This is a genomic window from Thalassoroseus sp., from assembly GCF_984380535.1.
Map to the genome: position 1 here is coordinate 21,278 of NZ_CFHRBF010000020.1, position 18,041 is coordinate 39,318.

The window sequence follows — 18,041 nt, forward strand, 5'->3', positions numbered from 1 at the left end:
TTTTCAAGGTGAACTTTCACGAATCGTTCGGCGGCTGTTTTTATGCATGACGGCGTTTATCCAAGTCCCAGAGTGACTCCAACCGCCTGACCCCCTCCCGCTTCACGCTTTTGATCAGCGGTCATACACCTCGCGGGTGTTTGTTGCTCGTCGCCGCTCCGAAAAGTCACAGGTCATCGCCGCTAGCGTCGGGCATAAAGTACCGTCAGTGCCATCGTCGAAAGCGTGACACCGTTCCACGTTGCAGCTGCGTGTGCTGGTACGCAATCGACGTCTCGACAATGGCGAATCCACCATCGTTTTCCACGCCGTGTTTGTCCAATGACAGCAAGAAAGAATCGATCCCGTGCTGTTACGCACTCGACGAAATCACCTGAATGGGCGTGATCGCCAAACAACCGGCTTGGTCACATCGGTTCCAAATTGCCAAAGGCACACCGTGATTTATCAGCGAATTTCTGCGTTAAACGTAAGGCAGAATCACCATCACGGCTTTATCAGCGAAGTGGCACACCATCTGCATTAGCGGGATTCACGAAAACAACTCAGCATCCGCAAACATTTCGTGTCGGTCGATGTCGCAGCGACTTTGACGTCACCGGACGATCTTGTAACGGACGCTTTTATATACCCACTTCCGTGAATCAAACATGGCACATGATCACTCTCGCATAAATGCACGCGGCCAGGCAACCGACGGTATTCTCGACGCTATCGGCAATACGCCACTCGTTCAATTTCGTCGTTATCTTGACCGGAGCGATATCGAGCTTTTCGCGAAACTGGAATACGGCAATCCTGGTGGCAGCGCGAAGGACCGGCCTGCGCGACAGATGCTCGAAGCGGCAATCGAATGCGGTGAGGTCCGTGCGGGAACGACGATTGTGGAATCGTCTTCCGGCAATATGGGAATTGGTTTGGCTCAGGCGTGTCGTTATCACGGATTGCGATTGATCTGTGTCGTCGATCCCAACGCACAATCGCAGAATGTCGCAATCATGCGAGCACTCGGGGCCGAAATCGAACTAGTGACCGAGCCGGTCGAAGGCGATTTTCTGACTGCACGCTTAGCTCGTGTTTGGGAGTTGTTGGAAACAACACCGAACAGCTTTTGGCCGAACCAGTACGCGAACTCGCAGAACCCGATTTCCCACGAGTTGGGAACAATCCGCGAGATCGACGAAGCGCTCGATGGCGACATCGATTACCTCTTCGTCGCGACGAGTAGCACTGGGACGGCTCAGGGTTGTCGAAACTATCTACAGTCACGTGGCCGTAAGACACAGGTTGTCGCAGTGGATGCGGTTGGTAGCGTGTTGTTCGGTGGCAAACCCGGACGACGGAAGATTCCCGGGCTTGGTGCCGGACGTGAGCCGTCTTTGGCACGCAATCAAACTTTCGATCGCATTATTCGTGTGACCGATCTCGACTGCGTCGTCGGTTGTCGGCGAGCAGCTCAACGTGAAGCCGTCTTGGTCGGTGGGTCGGCCGGTGGTGTACTCGAGACGGTCCGATCGCTACAGGACCGGCTAGCCGGGTCGCGATGTGCAGCAATCTTGCACGACTCCGGAACCCGTTACCTCGACACGGTTTTCGATGATCAATGGGTCGCAACAGTCGTGGGCGCATCACCGCACGAAATTGAGGAACGGGTTACTTCGGTTGACTGCACCGTCGGGCCGGTTGAGGTTAATACACTCGCGAACGCTCGTTCCGAACCCGCGGGAAGACAACATTCGACGGTGGCATCGTGAATGGGCTGAACTCTGTCATGACGGTTGGCGTTGACGATTCGCGGCTTGATTCACTTCGTCGAGAATCTTACCGCATTGCCATTGTAGGATGCGGTCCGCGTGGACTGTATTGCCTCGATTCTCTCAGTCAAGAATTGGTGAGACGCCAAAGCGGTCGATACGGCACGCACTTTGTGGAAGAGCAGCGGTTTCGCGATGAGGGCGATCTACCGAACTCCGAAATGCCCAGACGGTTGGAGATTGTTATCTTCGAACCCAGCCCGCATCCTGGTGCTGGAGTTGTGTACGCGCTCGATCAGCCGCGACACTTGCGAATGAACTTCGCCACGCAGTTTATCGATGCCTGGATCGACGACCCTCATCGCTCACCCGAGCAACTCAACCTGACGAACTGGTTAGCGCTTCGCTATCCCGAATACGGTTCGCCCCAGGGGTATGCACCGCGGTCGATTGTGGGTGAATACCTTCATGATTGTTTTCAACATGTCTTGCGGAGAACCACTCAGTTTGCAGATGTCGTGCATCGTCAGGAACAAGTTACCGACATCACACGTGTTGGCCAAGGTTGGCGTGTACGCACCGCGAATGAGGTGATGGACGTCGACGAAGTCGTGCTGGCGATTGGGCATGAGGGCTGGCACTGTAGTCAATCCGCGATCAAACCTCTTGCAAATCAACAGTACATCGCAAGTGTTTTTCCTGTCCGGGAAAAACTTTCACCAGAACGTGTGCCGCGTGGCTGTTCCGTCGCTGTGCGAGGATTCGGACTAACTTGGATCGATGCCGCTTTGTCATTGACCGAAGGTCGAGGCGGTCGGTTTGAAGCGTCAGGGAATGGGTTCATTTATCACGCCTCTGGCGATGAACCACGGGTCCTCTGTCCGTTCTCGCGGACAGGCCGGCCGATGTTAGCAAAGCCAATCCGTTCACGACTGGATATTCCCCGGCAGGTCGACGAAATCTGGGAAACAGGTCGCAAATTACTCGGGACCTTGCCAAAACCAGTCTGCAAAACGAGATTTCACGCCGACATTTTGCGGCCAATCTTAAACGCAGCAGAACGGGTTCTTGATACGATGGAATCAGAAGGAAATGTGCAAGTTTGGTGGGATGATTGGCGAACGAATGCCTTCACACCGCGTCGTGCCCTCGATGAAATACAACGGTCTATCGCGGTCGCGCATGGCGAAAGTCCTCCCACGCCTGCATGGGCACTAGCGGAAGCTTGGCGTCACCTTTATCCCGCTCTTATCGAGCTGGTTAGTCACGGAGGACTGACAGAGGATGCATGGGAGGAGTTCCAGCCTGTTGCCACAGAGATGGAGCGAATTGCCTACGGACCGCCCGCTGAAAACTTAGCCCGGATTGTCGCTTTGATCGAGGCTGGCATTGTTGATCTGCAGTATGTCGCTTCCCCAAATGGCATGCAGAATCAGGATGACTTTGATGTCATCATTAACGCCGTCATTCCGGCTGCAAACGCCCCTGCTCCGAACGGACCCTTATCAAAACTTCTCGATAACAGTGAAATTCGGCCGCTGAATCGGTTTACTGGGATCGAGATTGATTCGGCCGGGTGTCCTCAGTCGAAGACGGGTGAAACACCGCCACGCCTAGCCATTTTTGGTCGCACTACCGAGGGGTGTGTCTTAGGCAATGACACCCTCAGCCGACGGATGCATCCACATATCGAAAACTGGGCCGCGAAAACGGTCGCAACGTTGACTTCAGACTTATGAATGACATCTTAGTTAGTTCAGAGAAAGACCAAGTTCGTAGCCTCCGCACAAACTGTCGCGGAGTTGTTCCATTAGATGCACGGCTCGAACCTTGGATGGAGGAAATCCTGATCGATAGTCGCCTTCACGATTGGGTCAAGGAATATGGATCGCCTTTAAATATCATTCATCCCCCCCCACTCGTTAGGAACATCGAGCAGCTGAACACCGTTGCTAGTGAACGGAACCTCGACTTTCGAGTCTACTTTGCACGGAAGGCTAACAAATGTCTTGCCTTTGTTGATGCAGCTAGTCGTTGTGGAGCGGGTATTGATGTCGCCAGTCTTCAAGAGTTGCAGCAAGTTACGGAAAGCGGAGTTCATGGCTCGGATGTGATTTGCACCGCAGCGATTAAAACCGAGGAACTGCTGGCGGAGTGTGTTCGCCAGCGAACGACAATTGCGATCGACAATTGCGATGAGTTCCGTCAACTGAGTCGTGTGATCGAAAACCATGAGAGCAACGTGTCGATTGCGCTTCGTGTTAGCGGATTTCAACACGGACAACACTCACTTCACTCTCGGTTCGGGATTGATGTTTCCGAGGTACTCGAGTTTCTTCAAAGTCACGAGGAGCAGTTCGCGGACGGTCGTGTGTCCCTCGATGGTCTTCATTTTCATCTTGATGGCTACTCAGCTGACGAACGTGTATCCGCAATTCAACAGTGTCTTCCGTTGATTGATCAGCTTCGATCACACGGTCACGAAATTCAGTTCCTCGACATCGGCGGCGGTGTCCCGATGTCTTATCTGAATGATGAGTTGCAGTGGACGAATTTTCATAATGCCCACCAGGAGGCATTGCTGGGTGAACGAATTCCGCTCACCTACCGTAACCATGGACTTGGCTTTTCGGTCATAGAGAATGAAGTCCATGGGCGGCGAAACACCTATCCGTTTTTTCAAAAGCTGATACAAAGTCGATGGCTCGCGAAAATCCTTGATGCTCCCTGCGAAGATTCCAGTGTTGCCAAGTCGATTGCCGACCGTTCATTGCAGCTTCGCTGTGAACCTGGCCGCAGTGTGCTTGATGGTTGTGGCATGACGATCGCCGAGGTCGTTTTTCGGAAACGACATACCGCTGGTGACTGGTTCATTGGTCTTGCGATGAACCGTACGCAGTGTCGAACAAGCAGTGATGACTTCTTGGTCGATCCGCTTCTCGTACCAGATCCGACCGCGGATCGGACTAACAGAATCGACGGATACTTAGTCGGTGCGTATTGCACAGAATCAGAACTTTTGTCTCTCCGCCGCTTGCAGTTCGAACAGGGAGTTGCAGTGGGTGATTTGGTGGTCTTCCCGAACACAGCGGGTTACTTCATGCACTTTCTCGAGAGTCGCTCGCATCAGTTCCCACTGGCAAAGAACATCGTGTTCAACAGCGACCACTCGATTCAGATGGATCGCATCGATCAGCAAGTCTGATTAAGACAGAACATGCATCTTAGGCACGACGACGGATATCGCGCTCTGTCCTTGCGCCCAATAGAAACTCGTGGCATTGGGTTGTCTTTGTCGATCGTTAATGCGCTCTCAAATTCTTTCGTGGGCGTGCTCTTAATAGGCTTCGAGTCCAAAGCCTAGTATCTGCGAGTAGCGGGTGATAGCCGGTGGCGATGGGTGCTCAGAAACCAACCTGGCCGTCATATACCCAGCGAGTCGTCCGAGCGAAAAAAGGATTCACTGCAAAATTGAGCTATATCGTACCTTTTCTTAAAGTCCTGCCCATAAACGGTCTAACGGGCACAATGATTGCACGTCGCTGCGAGACATCCACGGATTTCAGAGTTGGACAGGGTAAGCCGGCTCATTTTGTTCAAACGTAGCGAAGGATAGAGAACATGACACGACCCCTCACAACACTAGCATTAGCAATCGCTTTGCTGTGCCCCACAGCAAGTTTCGCACAGAAGGATGGAAAGTCGTCTCAGGAAAAAACTAAGAAGCAGAAATCTGAAACGAACAGCTCGAATCAACTGAAGACCATCGATGTTTCACTCGATGAGGGCAAGACAATCGCGATCCCGGCTGGGGGCGAGTTGCTTGAACTAACGGTGGCTGTACCCAAGGCAGTTCGGTCTGGTCAAAAGTATGTCTACCGTGCTCGGCTTAAGAATGTCTCTGAGAACGTCACGCTGACTAATGTTCGACTAGTTCAAGTGAATGGCAAATCAGTCGACGTAGAAAGCACCGAACCAAAAGACGTTAGTAGCTCCAATAATGATGGTGAGAACCGTGTCTGGAACATCGGCAAACTCGCTCCCGGTAAATCGAGCGAGCTGGCGGTCACTGCTGTGGCCACAAAAACCGGCTCTGTCGAACACTGCTTTGCAGTTCGCTATGAAGAGACGTTCTGCTTGGCCGTCAATGTGACTAATCCTAAAGTGAAAATCGCGAAGTCCGGACCTGAAACCGTCGGTGTCTGCGAGCTGTTCGAGTACCGTTACAAACTGACTAATACTGGTTCGGGGACCGCACGCGATTTCGTGATTACCGATGAGTTGCCCGAAGGCATTCTGACCGAGAGTGGTAAGAAATCTCTTGAATTCCGCGTTGAAGAATTAGAAGCTGGCAAATCGCAGACGTATGTGGCATCCGTCCATACGATGAAGGCTGGCGAATATAGTGGTCGCGCGACTGTTAAACAACGGAATGGTGAAACAAATCAGTCGGAAACAGTGACGACCAAGGTCATTGCTCCAGAACTTGATGTCGACGTTGCCGGGCCTCGAATGATTAAAGCCGGTGAAGGTGGCGAGTTCAATGTCACTGTTAAGAATACTTCTGATACTAAAGCACTCAACACCTATCTAACTATTGCTGCGAATGATGAAGCTAAGTTCACGAGCGCTGGAAATGGCGACGCACGTGAGGGTGGCAAGTCTTATCGTTATCGTCTTGGTGATCTTGATGCAGGTGCGGAAGAAACGGTAACTGTTACCCTCGATTCCGAATCAAAGGGTGAGATCACAGTGGATGCCAAGGCTGTCTCCTACTGTGCACAAGACAAGGAAATGGCTGTTGCCGAAGCGTCTAGCAAGTTGTCTAGCCGCGTGGTGAAGATTACGAGTCTTCGGTTGTCTATTGTCGATACAAGTGACGTTATCGCTGTCGGTAATCCTGTGACCTATCGCATTCGTGTTAAAAACCAAGGTGAGTATGCCGACGAGAATGTTCAAGTCAAACTCGAACTACCTGAAGGTTTGACCTACAAGTCTTCTGATGGTCCGACTAAGGTCAAATCGGAAGGCCAGAACTTGGCTCTTGGTGCCGTCAAAGAATTAGAAGCTGGCGATACTGCCGAGTGGATGATCACTGTCGATACCGAGGATAGTGGTGAGCACATTGTGAAAGCACAACTCGATAGTGAAGGGCTTGATAACTCTGTCAGTGCCGAAGAAGTAACGACGACATACGACGCTAGTCGAAAGAAGTCTGCTGAGTAACACGAGAGAACTTCGTGAACATGCCATCGTTCCATACTATGTGTCTCTGAAATAGAGAACCGAGTGGGACGATGGCTTTTCTCAATGAGTAATACCAAAGTCGTATCTGTGGATAATTCGCGTTTCATGTTCTGCTCAAAAGCTAACATGGTCCCAAGTTGAATAGTCGAATACAAAAGTTGCACGGAGTGTTTCCTGCACAAAGTCACACAATAGGAGGTTGATGCGATGTTCCGTAGTCTTTTAGCTGCTCTGTTTGTAGTTTCGCTCATCGGGTTCTCAGGATGCGGGGACTCCAAAGAAGATACGCGTCCGGCTGAAACGGAGAGTCAGCCGGATGATGCTTCGGCAAATAATGGGACAAACCCAGACGGTAGTGCGAAAGATAACGAAGATGCCAAGTCCAATGAAGAAACCAAAACCGTTGACGAGAATCCGGATGTGAAGCCGGCCGACTGATCCGAGTTGTTGACAGTCTTGTTGTAGTAATCGTTCTGCTGGCACTTGGCCATCCAACGCCGCTAACGGAGTTGGGTGGCTTTCCCATTTGATCGATGCTACACGCCGAACCCGATGATTCCCTGGGATGTTCCTGCCGCCCCTTGTGCCCTGAAATGGAGTCGTTCGGCCAGGTTCATGGGATCGGTGACCCGGTGGAGGCCGTTCCCTGCTCATCACTCTTCATCATTTACCGTCCTAGGCTCTTTCGTTATCCTGAGTTGAAGCGGCGGAGTTGGTTGCGGTCACTCGGCGGCAGATAGTTCTCGAAAGGGTTCGCCCTGATTTATTGCCGTGCGCGACGGCTTGTCGAATGCGGCCCTATTCAAGGATCGAAGAGTGGAACACCGAGTTGATGGCGAGCGACACCGAGTCACGACCGGGATTCGAGCACTCGATAGTATTCTGCACGGCGGTCTCACAGCGGATCGGCTGTACCTGATTGAAGGAACTCCCGGCACGGGAAAAACCACGTTGGGTCTGCAATTCTTGCTCGCTGGCCGCGACGCAGGTGAACGCGGCATCTATGTGACGCTTTCGGAAACCAAGCAAGAGTTGGTCGAGGTGGCTCGATCTCACGGTTGGTCGCTCGATGGCATCGAAATCCACGAGTTGCTTGACCACGATGACGAGATTGGACGTGTTCAGTACACGATGTTCGAGCCTGCGGAAGTCGAACTCGGGGACACCGTGGGAAGTATCCAAAAGCGAATCGAGGTGCTCAAGCCGAATCGCATCGTGTTCGATTCTCTATCGGAAATGCGGTTGCTTTCGCAAGGTGCGTTACGGTATCGACGGCAAATCCTGGCCATTAAACAGTTTCTGGTCGGACGCAAATGCACGACGCTGCTGTTGGATGATCAATCTGGGGGGGAAGACCAGCAACTCCAAAGCCTGGCCCATGGCGTCATCCGATTGGAACAGCGGTTGATGGACTACGGGAACGAGCGACGGTATCTGCGTGTCGTCAAGCATCGGGGATCCGACTTTGTCGGTGGAGCCCATGATGTCCTGCTTGCCCGTGGTGGGATTCAGGTGTTTCCGCGATCGTTTGCGTCACCAAAATCATCGACCTTGGAAGGACGAAAGATCGGTAGCGGTCTTCCAGAACTCGATACCCTGCTCGGAGGTGGTCTGATGGAAGGGGCGAGCACATTGTTGCTTGGCCCTGCCGGTGTGGGTAAATCGTCGATGGGGGTTCAGTTTGCGGTGGAAGCTGCCAAACGTGGTGAACGTGCGGTGCTATTCGAGTTCGAAGAAAGCGAGCAAATTCTTCTAACACGATCACACGGAATGGGTTTTCCGCTTCAGGAAATGATCGATGAAGGTCTGATCGAAATTCGTCATCTACGAGCCGGTGAGATCACACCGAACGAGTTCGCGACGCTTGTTCGAGAAGCCACCGCAGTGGATAGCCAGGGGCGACGCACGTCGGTGGTGCTGATAGACAGCCTCAATGGCTACCTAAATTCCATGCCCCACGAGAAATTCCTGCCCATCCAAATCCACGATATTCTGCATTATCTCGGCAGTCAGGGGATCGTGACGTTCTTGGTTGTCGCTCAGCATGGTATGATCGGGCGTTCGATGATTACACCCGTCGACACCAGTTATCTAGCCGATGCAGTCATCCTCTTCCGCTATTTCGAGGCCGATGGCGAGATTCATCGAGCGATTTCTGTGGTCAAAAATCGGACCGGCAACCATGAGCGAACAATTCGCGAGTTCGGTTTAAGCGATCGTGGTCTGATCATCGGCGAACCCCTGAAGAAGTTCCGTGGTGTATTGGCAGGGACGCCCGAATTCGTTGGCTCCCACGAAACGCTGATCAATCCGAAGGAGACGCCGACGGAATGAACTTCTTGTCCCCAGATGACCGCGGCATCCAATGCGTGACGATTCTTGCTCCGACACCGCACGACGCGCAAATCTGTGAGAAGATTCTTCGTGAAGCTCGCATCGACGCAATCTTTAGCTCTGATTTCGACCAGTTCTGTAAGACCATTCAGGACGGCGTCGGTGTGGGTCTCGTCCCGGAATCGCGGCTCGATGAGCCCAGCTTCCAAAGGCTACGCAAGGTGCTACAAGAGCAACCGGAGTGGTCGGATTTTCCCTTGCTCGTGTTGGTTTCCGATGTTGCATTGTCGGTTCAACGCGTGGAGCAACTGCTCTCCCTAGGCAATGTGACCCTTATTCCATGTCCGATTCGAATCGCGGTGTTCGTCAGTAAACTTCGAGCACGACTTCGAGATCGGCAACGCCAAGTGATCGTACGCGATTTACTCGCCGAACGTCAAAGAGCAACCGCGGCTGCCGAAGTGGACGCTCGTCGGTTGCGTCTCGCATTGCAGGCCGGCCAGATGGGGGTTTGGGAATGGAGTCTGAAAGAACTGTATTGGTCACCGCGATTCTTTGAATTGTTTGGATTCGACAAGTCCGTAAAGCCTGACCCAGAGCGTTGTTTCGACTGCGTACACCTCGACGATCGAGAAGAACTTGTTGACCTGTGGAATCGTACGTTGACGGACGGCGTTGATTTTGAAATCGAGTTCCGCATTCACCATCCGCAACTCGGTCTGCGATGGTTGTCAGCAACTGGTGAACCGCTACGTGGAAAGTCTGGACAGGTCGTTCGTCATGCGGGGATTCTGTGGGACGTCACGCAGCAGCGAGAGGCTGCAGCCACGTTGCAAATTGCCCGTGAGCAAGCCGAAGCCGCGAATCGTTCGAAGAGCGAATTTCTGGCCAATATGAGTCATGAGATTCGTACGCCAATGACGGCGATTCTCGGCTACGTTGAACTACTCGGTCAAGATCTCGACGAGGATGAAGAACGCGAATACATCGCCACCATCCGGCGAAACGGGTTGTACCTACTCGACATCATCAACGACATTTTAGATCTGTCGAAGATCGAGGCCGAGAAAATCGAACTGAAAATCGAACCGTTCTCTCCGATCAGTTTGATTGAAGATATTCGTAGTATCATGGAAGTGCGAGCGGCGGAGCGTGCGATCGAGTTCGAAGTCGACTATATCAGTGACGTGCCGGAGGCGATTGTCACCGACCCAAAACGTCTCAAACAGATCTTGGTGAACCTCGTCGGCAATGCCATCAAGTTCACCGAACGTGGTTCGGTCAAGCTTTCTGTCGGCTATGACGAACAGAATCATCGCATTCGATTTCAGGTCGTTGATACCGGCATCGGGATGACGGAAAAACAGATCGAGCGACTTTTCGAGCCATTCACGCAAATTGACTCATCTGTGTCACGAAAGTACGAAGGCACCGGGCTGGGGTTAGCAATCTCGCTACGATTAGCACAAATGATGGGTGGAGAGATAACCGTCGAAAGCGAAGAAGGAGTCGGGAGTTGCTTTACAGCAATTATCGACCCTGGCAACCTTGCAGATGCACAACTTCCATTAGAACTCAACGGTCACGCACGCGATCATCATTCCACAAAGACTTCCGAGGTTCGATTAACTTGCCGCGTCTTAGTTGTTGACGACCGTCGTGATATTCGTTTCCTGGCAACTCGCATCCTGAGGAAGGCCGGTGCGTTTGTTGTGGAGGCTTCCGATGGACAACAAGCGGTTGACCTCGTTCGTGGTATGCTACAAAACGATGACGCAGTCGATGTCATCTTGCTTGATATGCAAATGCCGAAGTTAGACGGCTATCAAACGGCCGGGCAACTTCGACGAGACGGATTCCAAGGGCCGATTATTGCGTTAACGGCGGACGCCATGCAGGGCGATATGGATCGCTGTATCGAATGTGGTTGTGATGACTATCTCAGCAAACCGATCGACAGTGAAATGCTAATCGAACGCATTCAACGGTTCACAGAGATACGCCGAGGCGCATAGAATGTTGCCGGTCGGCCGAGGACTCAATTCCTAGTCTCGTTTGACTTGGTAATAGAGATCCGGGTATGACGGACTATAGGACTAGTCCGTCTAAGCACTCCACGAAATGGAATCGTCATGCTACGTTTTCGCACGCTGACAGGTTGGGTCGTCATTGTGATAAGCTTTTTGACGAACTTTCCACCCTCACAGCGATTGCAAGCCGATGACTCGAGCCGAGAGCCCGCCGTCAATGGACTAGCATTTGCAGAAAAACCGCGTCCTCGATTACCGGCACGTGCAATGCGGCGTTTAGGAAGCAGTGCGTTTCGGACGCCGGGTTCTTTGCTTCGATTCTCACCCAACAGTGGGGTGCTAGCAATCGGGCAGAATAACGTCATTCGCCTGGTAGATTCTCGGTCGGGTGTCCTGCTCACAAGTTTTCAGACCGAACCACCGAACCGCGGGTTCGAGCGTCTCGATTCGATTGCATTTTCATCGGACGGTCGCACACTCATTGGCTGTGGAGAGAATACGTACTTGTGGGATATCGCGGAGCATAAACTTATCGAACGAATCAAACTGAAAGATAGACGGTACTCTCGGCCGAATATCGTCGACTTCGCTCTTTCCCCCAACGCACAATGGCGTGTGACATCCGAGTCTCAACAACGCCCGTTGAAGATCAAAGTCGCTCCAATAGATGCCACGGAAACGACGTATTCTGCGGAAATTCCGTATCCGACATCTGCGCTAGCAGTTTCTAACGACGGGAAACTCACGGCGGCTTCGACTCAATTCGGGGCAGCGTCATTGATCAATGTTTGGGAAGCTGCAGACATGAAGCGACGCTACCAATTGGAGCCACATCAGACTTCGCCAAGTGATCTTGTTTTTACTCAAGATGCTACGAAGCTTTATGGTGTCTGTGGTGGTGCGATTCGGCACTGGAAGTTGGAAGACGGAAGTGAACTACCGGCGTTGTATCGGCCGGCTCCAAGTTATAACAACACGGGAACCGTTCTCAAAAAACTAGCATTGTCTGATGATGGCCAGGTCCTAGTTGCCTACGGCGAACGGATTGCAATGGTGTTTGATCTGTCCTCAGGTGAAGAGCCTTTCACCCTACAGCCTGACGGTGATGTTGTTCGCGGGCTGGCTCTCTCCCCAGACGGCAAAATACTAGCGATGCAGGACATGCACAACCGCACGTGGTTATGGAGTTTGCCCGAAGGACGAGTGATTCATCGACCTCAACCGCCGATTGACCAAAGTTTCGTTTCTGGAGACAACAAGTATTTAGTCGCACCGCCAAGGATTTTGAACAAGCATCTCGACCCTCAGGTCAACTTTTGGAATATCTCGAACGGGAATATCGAGAAGCAATTTCGCGCGATGGGGCGTCAGAAAGCGAGTGTGTACGATCAAGCCATTTATCAAGGCAGTGGGCAACTCGTCTTTCATAACCGAGAACGATTACTCTACCGTGACTTAAACGAAGAGAATCAATTTCAAGCCATTCTCGATCTCAAAGAAGTTGGCCGTCCGAATATGCAGTTGGGTGATAATGGTCTCTTTGCTTATCAGCCGGCTCCGGATCGTATTCATGTGCAGCCATTCGATTTTTCAGAAACACATCAGAGCTCGATCGAAGCCCACAAAATTTCGCTGCCGATTGGCCATCAGTTTGTATGGGTCGATTTGTCTCAAGACGGCAAAACTCTTGCCGGTGTAATTCGCGGACCGAAGTCTTCACGAGTTTGGTTAGACCTTTGGGAAGCTGAAACCGGCAAAAAACTAAGACAACTGGGTTTAGATCAAATTTCCGTTCGTGGAATCGCCGTTTCACCAGGGCAAAAGTGGGTTTCTGCGGTTTTTGGCAACGAGATACAGGTTTGGAATATCGAGACCGGAGCCAGAAAATACGTCCTGCGACCGCCGGGCGGGGCAACGAATATGTTCTTCACATCGCATTGTCTTCAAGAAGATTGGGTGGCGGTGGTTGCCTCACAAAGGCATATTCATTTGTGGAATTTGCAGACCGGAGAATACAAAAAACTAGAGTTTTCACCGTCCACGCGTGCTATCTCCGCCTTGCAGATTTCACAAGATGGCAAACGACTAGCCGTCGCACGCTTTGATGTCGAAAACAGTGTGGTTGTCCGTGAACTTCCTAGCGGTAAGGTGATTGCCACCTATGATAAAGGAGATTTTCAAGTCACGAACATCCGGTTCCTACCGAATGCTGATCACCTCGTGTTGGGCGGTCGACAGCGCCGCCCCGCCGTCGGGATTAGTCCCAATGGCCAACTGATTTGGAACTATAAAGCGAATGAGACGACTGAGATTCTCCCGACACCTAGCTTAGAAAGTGCAAGAAGTTCGATTGCAGTTTCCTCGGACGGTCGCTTCATCGGCATGGAGGACCAGGACGGTGTCATTCACTTTGCGCAAGCCGCTCCGTTTCAGTATGTAGGCAAGGATTCACCGGCGATTCGAAGTCTCCGTGCCGCGCACGGGCACGTCTATCTTCATCAAGCGAAAATTCTCGCCTATCAATCGGGACCAGAGATTCGCCTGATCGATCTGCAAGCCGAACGCGAGTTATCACCACTAACGGTCGAGCATTTTCGCAGAATGTCGGCGGTTGAAGATGGAAAGTCTTTGCTAGTTGAAGGGGACGAGATTTTCCTCTGGGATGGCAGCCGACGCGAGGAGCGGTATCGACATCCCCAGACAAGACTGGAACCAGCCCGAGAGAATGACACGCCGGCTGAACGACTTTTGTTGAAAGCCAATGTACCGATCCGCGACATTCGCACTGGCGAACAGATTCAACAGTTTCCGATCCGTGATGTCACGCCGCATGCCGCTTTGATACTTTCGCCGGATAAACGATTGGTGTTTTCTCCCGAAAGTGGTGGCATCAGCGTGTTCGAAGCCGCTAGCGGGTTGCAATTCGATCAACTCTCAAGCCATGGACAGAAACCCCGACGAGTGATGCCGGTCGATCATCAAACCTTGATTACCGAGATGGAGGATCACACTGCTCTTGTGTGGAGTTTGATGCCGCCGGATGTTGCCTTGGAGGAGACGCCCAACTCCGCGAAGGAAAAGGCTTTAATTATCGAGCGTGAATGGAATGCGTTGCGTTCGGAATCGGGTGAACGCGTCTATCGTGCAGTTTGGAGATTAGTTTCGCTTGGCGATACCACCGTCGATTACTTCCGGGCTCAACTCGAGGCTGCGGACGACCATGAGGGAAACCGGGAAAAGATCGCGCAGCTGATTCAGCAGCTCGGCGATTCGTCAGCAGCGGAGAGAGCTAAGGCTTCGACCAAGTTGAAGGCTTTGGGATCTGTTGCTGCGAATCAAATGCGAACTGCCCTCGATAGTAACGTCTCATTGGCTGTGAAAGCCCGGCTTCGAATCCTACTCGCAGCCGCTACGAACGAGCGGAGCAGCGACTTGTTATCGACTCGGCAAGTCATGATCCTCGAATGGATTCAAACGCCAGCAGCTATCAAGCTCTTAAAGAAGCTAGCCGATGAACCCGGTGATAGTTGGCGAGCAATCGAGGCTCGTCAAGCATTGCAGCGACAACAATCTCGTGATTAAGTCGACTCGATTATTACATAGTCTTAGGGCTCTGTTATTGGGCACCTTGAAACTTGAATCGTTGCAGACTGGCTTTCGTTTCTTGTAAGACGCGAGTGTCGGGGTTTTGTTTCGCTATCTGTTCGAGTAAGTCGACCGCTTCGGTCGTCCCGATCGTTTCTAAGACTGCGACAAGTCGCACTAAACACAATGTATTGCCGTTGAGTCCCCAGAGGGAGTCCGGAATCAAGGCCAAAAGACGTTCCAGTCGGCGTGCGGTTTCGGGATCGGGGTTTCGTGCGAGTGCTCGTTGCATGACTGGCCCGGCTAAAGGACCCATCTGCTGAAGCGATCGCATCGCTTTCGCCCGGACCGTGTACCGCTCATGCCCTAGGGCTTGGATGAGTTGATTGACGCGGATAGAAAATTTGCTGGTAAATGAAGGGGCTTCTAATTTTGCCCTGATCCAATCAACGCCACGGTCTTCGGCTTCAACAAGCGTCGTCATGATGGTCGTACCGGCTGTTGCATCACGACTTCCGAGCATCTGCCAAGCGACCTCAGTATTTTCGATTTGCAATAGGTCCGGTTGCGACGGAATCTCCGGGCGATCAATGGTTTGAACGACTAATCCGTGTTCCAATAGGATGGCTGCTGTCAACTCACGGTCCCGAAAGCACAACGCATGCAATCCTCGCGACTGCGAATGCGCGGTAAACATCCGGTGGGCAACTTCGCCGGTCGCTATCTCGATCCAAACGATTTCCGGCTTCTCATCTCTTGTCGTTAGATAGATGAGTTGGCGACCGTCCGGTGTAAAGATCAATGAGCCCGGGCGATTACATTGTTCGACATTGCGAGGCATGCTATTCGACAGGTCATAGAGTGTGAGGCCGAGTTGGTCGCTCATGCTCGCTAGATATCGATCATCCGGCGAGAATCGAAGTTCCTGATAAAGGCTTCTCGGGGTCGACGAATGCGGGGCTAAGTTCTTCAGCTTTTGAGATGGTTCACCAGTGCTAAGGTCCCAAAACCGAATGCCATTCGATGGAAAACCAGTCGCTGTTAGAAAAGTCTTTTGAGACGAGAACGCGGTCGCAGTGATCGCACCGAGACCGACCGCATTGATTGACCTATGGTTCTTTCCTGTCGCAACTTCGACGAACTCAAGTTTCCCGAGTTTTGTACCAATGACGAGTTGATCAAAGTCCGGTGTGAAGCGGTAAGAGAAGCCGTCGGGGTGTTGAGGCGTATATGCAACAAGTTCATCTGCAGTCGCTGCTTCCCAAACGCGATAGCGACCATCTTGTCCGACGGCGGCGAACATCCAACCGTCAGCCGAGAATGCTAGGTGTTTGGTGCCATCAGCAGACAGTTTCGCAAGCGACTGACCGGTGGTAGTGTCCCATAGGGTGATCGTGGAGTCATTCCTGGCGACGAGCAATTGTCGGCCGTCTGGCGAGAATATCATTGTCGCCACGTTGTCCGCACGATCGGACAACAAAAGATTCGAATCGGCTGCGGTGCTCGTTTGAAACGCCCCGAGCCAACAACTGATCAACCCCAAGGAAATGATCGTCGAAAAGTTCAATTGGGGTTGCTCATCCGATACATTCGTTGAGTAGTCCATTAATACAGTCTACGGATTTTTCTTCAGTTCACAAAGCCATTTCGATCTTTCCGCCAATCATGGGTATCGACAAATTTTTTGCTTGACAGGCGGGTGGGCTTTAATTGTCGTTCGACTGCTTGACGTCCGGTAAAACGTCGGTGCCAAAGCGTACCTGTGCCCTTCAAAAAAACAGTTGAAGTCTCCCCCTGCGTTGCCGCGTATAATGTATTCATACCGTTCTGGTCTGAGCGACGTACTTCGAACATCAATTCGAAAATTCCAATTGAACAAGCAGTGTTAGCCACGGCGTCGACTTTTGGCAACGTGCCCTAAGTGGGATTCTGTCTTACGGTTCGCACACGCGTGATTGGCCACTCAAATGAATGTTTTTCTGAAACGGGGGGAAACATGTCAGCTCGAGAAGTCACCCTAGCATTGGGAGGTGGAGGCGCTCGCGGATTGGCGCACTTGGGAGCAATCGAGGAAATTCTCCGGGCTCGTTTTACGATCGACCACGTCGTCGGAATTAGCATCGGTAGTTTAGTGGGAGCTATGTTTGCTTTCGATCCGGAAATCGACGTTGTGCAGCGTCGTGCGTTGGATTATCTGCAATCGACTGAGTTCACACGAAAGCAACAGGAATTGTTTACGGCCCAACCCGCGACTACGGAAGCGTCCTCGGGCGGATTATTTGCATGGTATCACGGCCTGTTAAACTATCTTCAAACCCACCATAAGTTGTCTCGGGCAACCACGAGACGTGCTCTTTTGCCGGGGGGCTTTCTCGAAGAGGTGGTTACTCATTTGTTGCCTGATGCGGATATTTCCGATGCCCGGATTCGTCTGGGAGTTGCGGCGGCTGATCTCCAGACTGGAGCGCCGGTTGTTCTAAAGCGTGGTTCCGTTCGCCAAGCTGTTCGCGCGTCCGCTTCGTTGCCAGGAATATTTCCGCCAATCGAGATGGACGGTCGGTTGTTGTGTGATCTTGGTGTGGTTGCCGCCCTGCCCTCGCGTTTAGCGCGTGGACTGTCAGGTTCCCCGGTCATCGCCATTGATGTCGCCGGTGGACTTGCTGATTTAGATGAATGTCCGACGGCGTTGGATGTCTTAACTCGGATGATGGATATTGGGGAAGTTATGTTCCGCGAAGATCTCCGTGAAGACGCGGATCTCGTGATTGTGCCTGATGTTAGCGGCATTCATTGGGCGGATTTTTCGCAATCCGCGGAGCTAATCGAACGTGGCCGAATCGCCGCTCGTGACGCCCTGTCAGCAACCCATTTGAAAAGCCATTGGCTGCATCGAATGTGGGAATCGATCCGCGGAGGTTTGTCTCCCCAAAGTTCCGTCGATCGCGAACTTTCCCAAATCCCATAAGGTGCGGCCCGGCGAAGTGTTCGGTGAATTCGGAGAAATCAGATCCAGAAAATCAATTGACTGGGGTACAAGGCAGAGGAATCATTTAAGTAGGGTGGAAACAAATTTAATCCCATCTTCCAACTT

At 52.1% G+C, this 18,041-nt stretch carries 10 protein-coding genes; 9 read left to right on the forward strand and 1 reads right to left on the reverse strand.

Going from position 1 to position 18,041, the window contains the following annotated elements; genetic code table 11:
- The first annotated feature begins 650 nt into the window (after positions 1 to 650).
- The 8 genes from sbnA (at position 651) to AC5DDB_RS24455 (ending at position 14,947) form a co-directional block, all read left to right on the forward strand.
- Complete coding sequence (sbnA, locus tag AC5DDB_RS24420) at positions 651 to 1,754, forward strand: 2,3-diaminopropionate biosynthesis protein SbnA (RefSeq protein ID WP_491742372.1); 1,104 nt, start codon at positions 651 to 653, stop codon at positions 1,752 to 1,754.
- A gap of 17 nt (positions 1,755 to 1,771) precedes the next feature.
- The gene (locus tag AC5DDB_RS24425; RefSeq protein ID WP_491742373.1) at positions 1,772 to 3,493 is read left to right on the forward strand and encodes an FAD/NAD(P)-binding protein; all 1,722 of its coding nucleotides are present in this window, start codon (positions 1,772 to 1,774) and stop codon (positions 3,491 to 3,493) included.
- Positions 3,490 to 4,959 carry a Y4yA family PLP-dependent enzyme gene (locus AC5DDB_RS24430; RefSeq protein WP_491742374.1) on the forward strand — a complete coding sequence of 490 codons (1,470 nt, stop codon included), beginning with the start codon at positions 3,490 to 3,492 and terminating at the stop codon, positions 4,957 to 4,959. The genes AC5DDB_RS24425 and AC5DDB_RS24430 overlap by 4 nt, the downstream gene beginning before the upstream one ends.
- A gap of 455 nt (positions 4,960 to 5,414) precedes the next feature.
- Positions 5,415 to 6,980 (forward strand): COG1361 family protein, encoded by a 1,566-nt coding sequence (locus tag AC5DDB_RS24435; RefSeq protein ID WP_491742375.1) that lies wholly within the window; start codon positions 5,415 to 5,417, stop codon positions 6,978 to 6,980.
- Positions 6,981 to 7,208: 228 nt separating this feature from the next.
- The gene (locus AC5DDB_RS24440; RefSeq protein ID WP_491742376.1) at positions 7,209 to 7,439 is read left to right on the forward strand and encodes a hypothetical protein; all 231 of its coding nucleotides are present in this window, start codon (positions 7,209 to 7,211) and stop codon (positions 7,437 to 7,439) included.
- Between the two features lie 378 nt (positions 7,440 to 7,817).
- Positions 7,818 to 9,335, forward strand: coding sequence for an ATPase domain-containing protein (locus AC5DDB_RS24445; protein WP_491742377.1), 1,518 nt, complete (start codon positions 7,818 to 7,820; stop codon positions 9,333 to 9,335).
- The gene (locus AC5DDB_RS24450; RefSeq protein WP_491742378.1) at positions 9,332 to 11,350 is read left to right on the forward strand and encodes a hybrid sensor histidine kinase/response regulator; all 2,019 of its coding nucleotides are present in this window, start codon (positions 9,332 to 9,334) and stop codon (positions 11,348 to 11,350) included. The genes AC5DDB_RS24445 and AC5DDB_RS24450 overlap by 4 nt, the downstream gene beginning before the upstream one ends.
- Positions 11,351 to 11,467: 117 nt before the next feature.
- Complete coding sequence (locus tag AC5DDB_RS24455) at positions 11,468 to 14,947, forward strand: WD40 repeat domain-containing protein (RefSeq protein ID WP_491742379.1); 3,480 nt, start codon at positions 11,468 to 11,470, stop codon at positions 14,945 to 14,947.
- A gap of 34 nt (positions 14,948 to 14,981) precedes the next feature.
- On the opposite strand, the gene AC5DDB_RS24460 is transcribed toward AC5DDB_RS24455, so the two are convergent.
- On the reverse strand, positions 14,982 to 16,556 hold the full coding sequence (locus AC5DDB_RS24460) for a hypothetical protein (RefSeq protein WP_491742380.1): 1,575 nt from the start codon (positions 16,554 to 16,556) through the stop codon (positions 14,982 to 14,984).
- Between the two features lie 390 nt (positions 16,557 to 16,946).
- Between AC5DDB_RS24460 and AC5DDB_RS24465 the strand changes: the two genes are divergently transcribed.
- On the forward strand, positions 16,947 to 17,915 hold the full coding sequence (locus AC5DDB_RS24465) for a patatin-like phospholipase family protein (RefSeq protein WP_491742381.1): 969 nt from the start codon (positions 16,947 to 16,949) through the stop codon (positions 17,913 to 17,915).
- Positions 17,916 to 18,041: the final 126 nt, after the last annotated feature.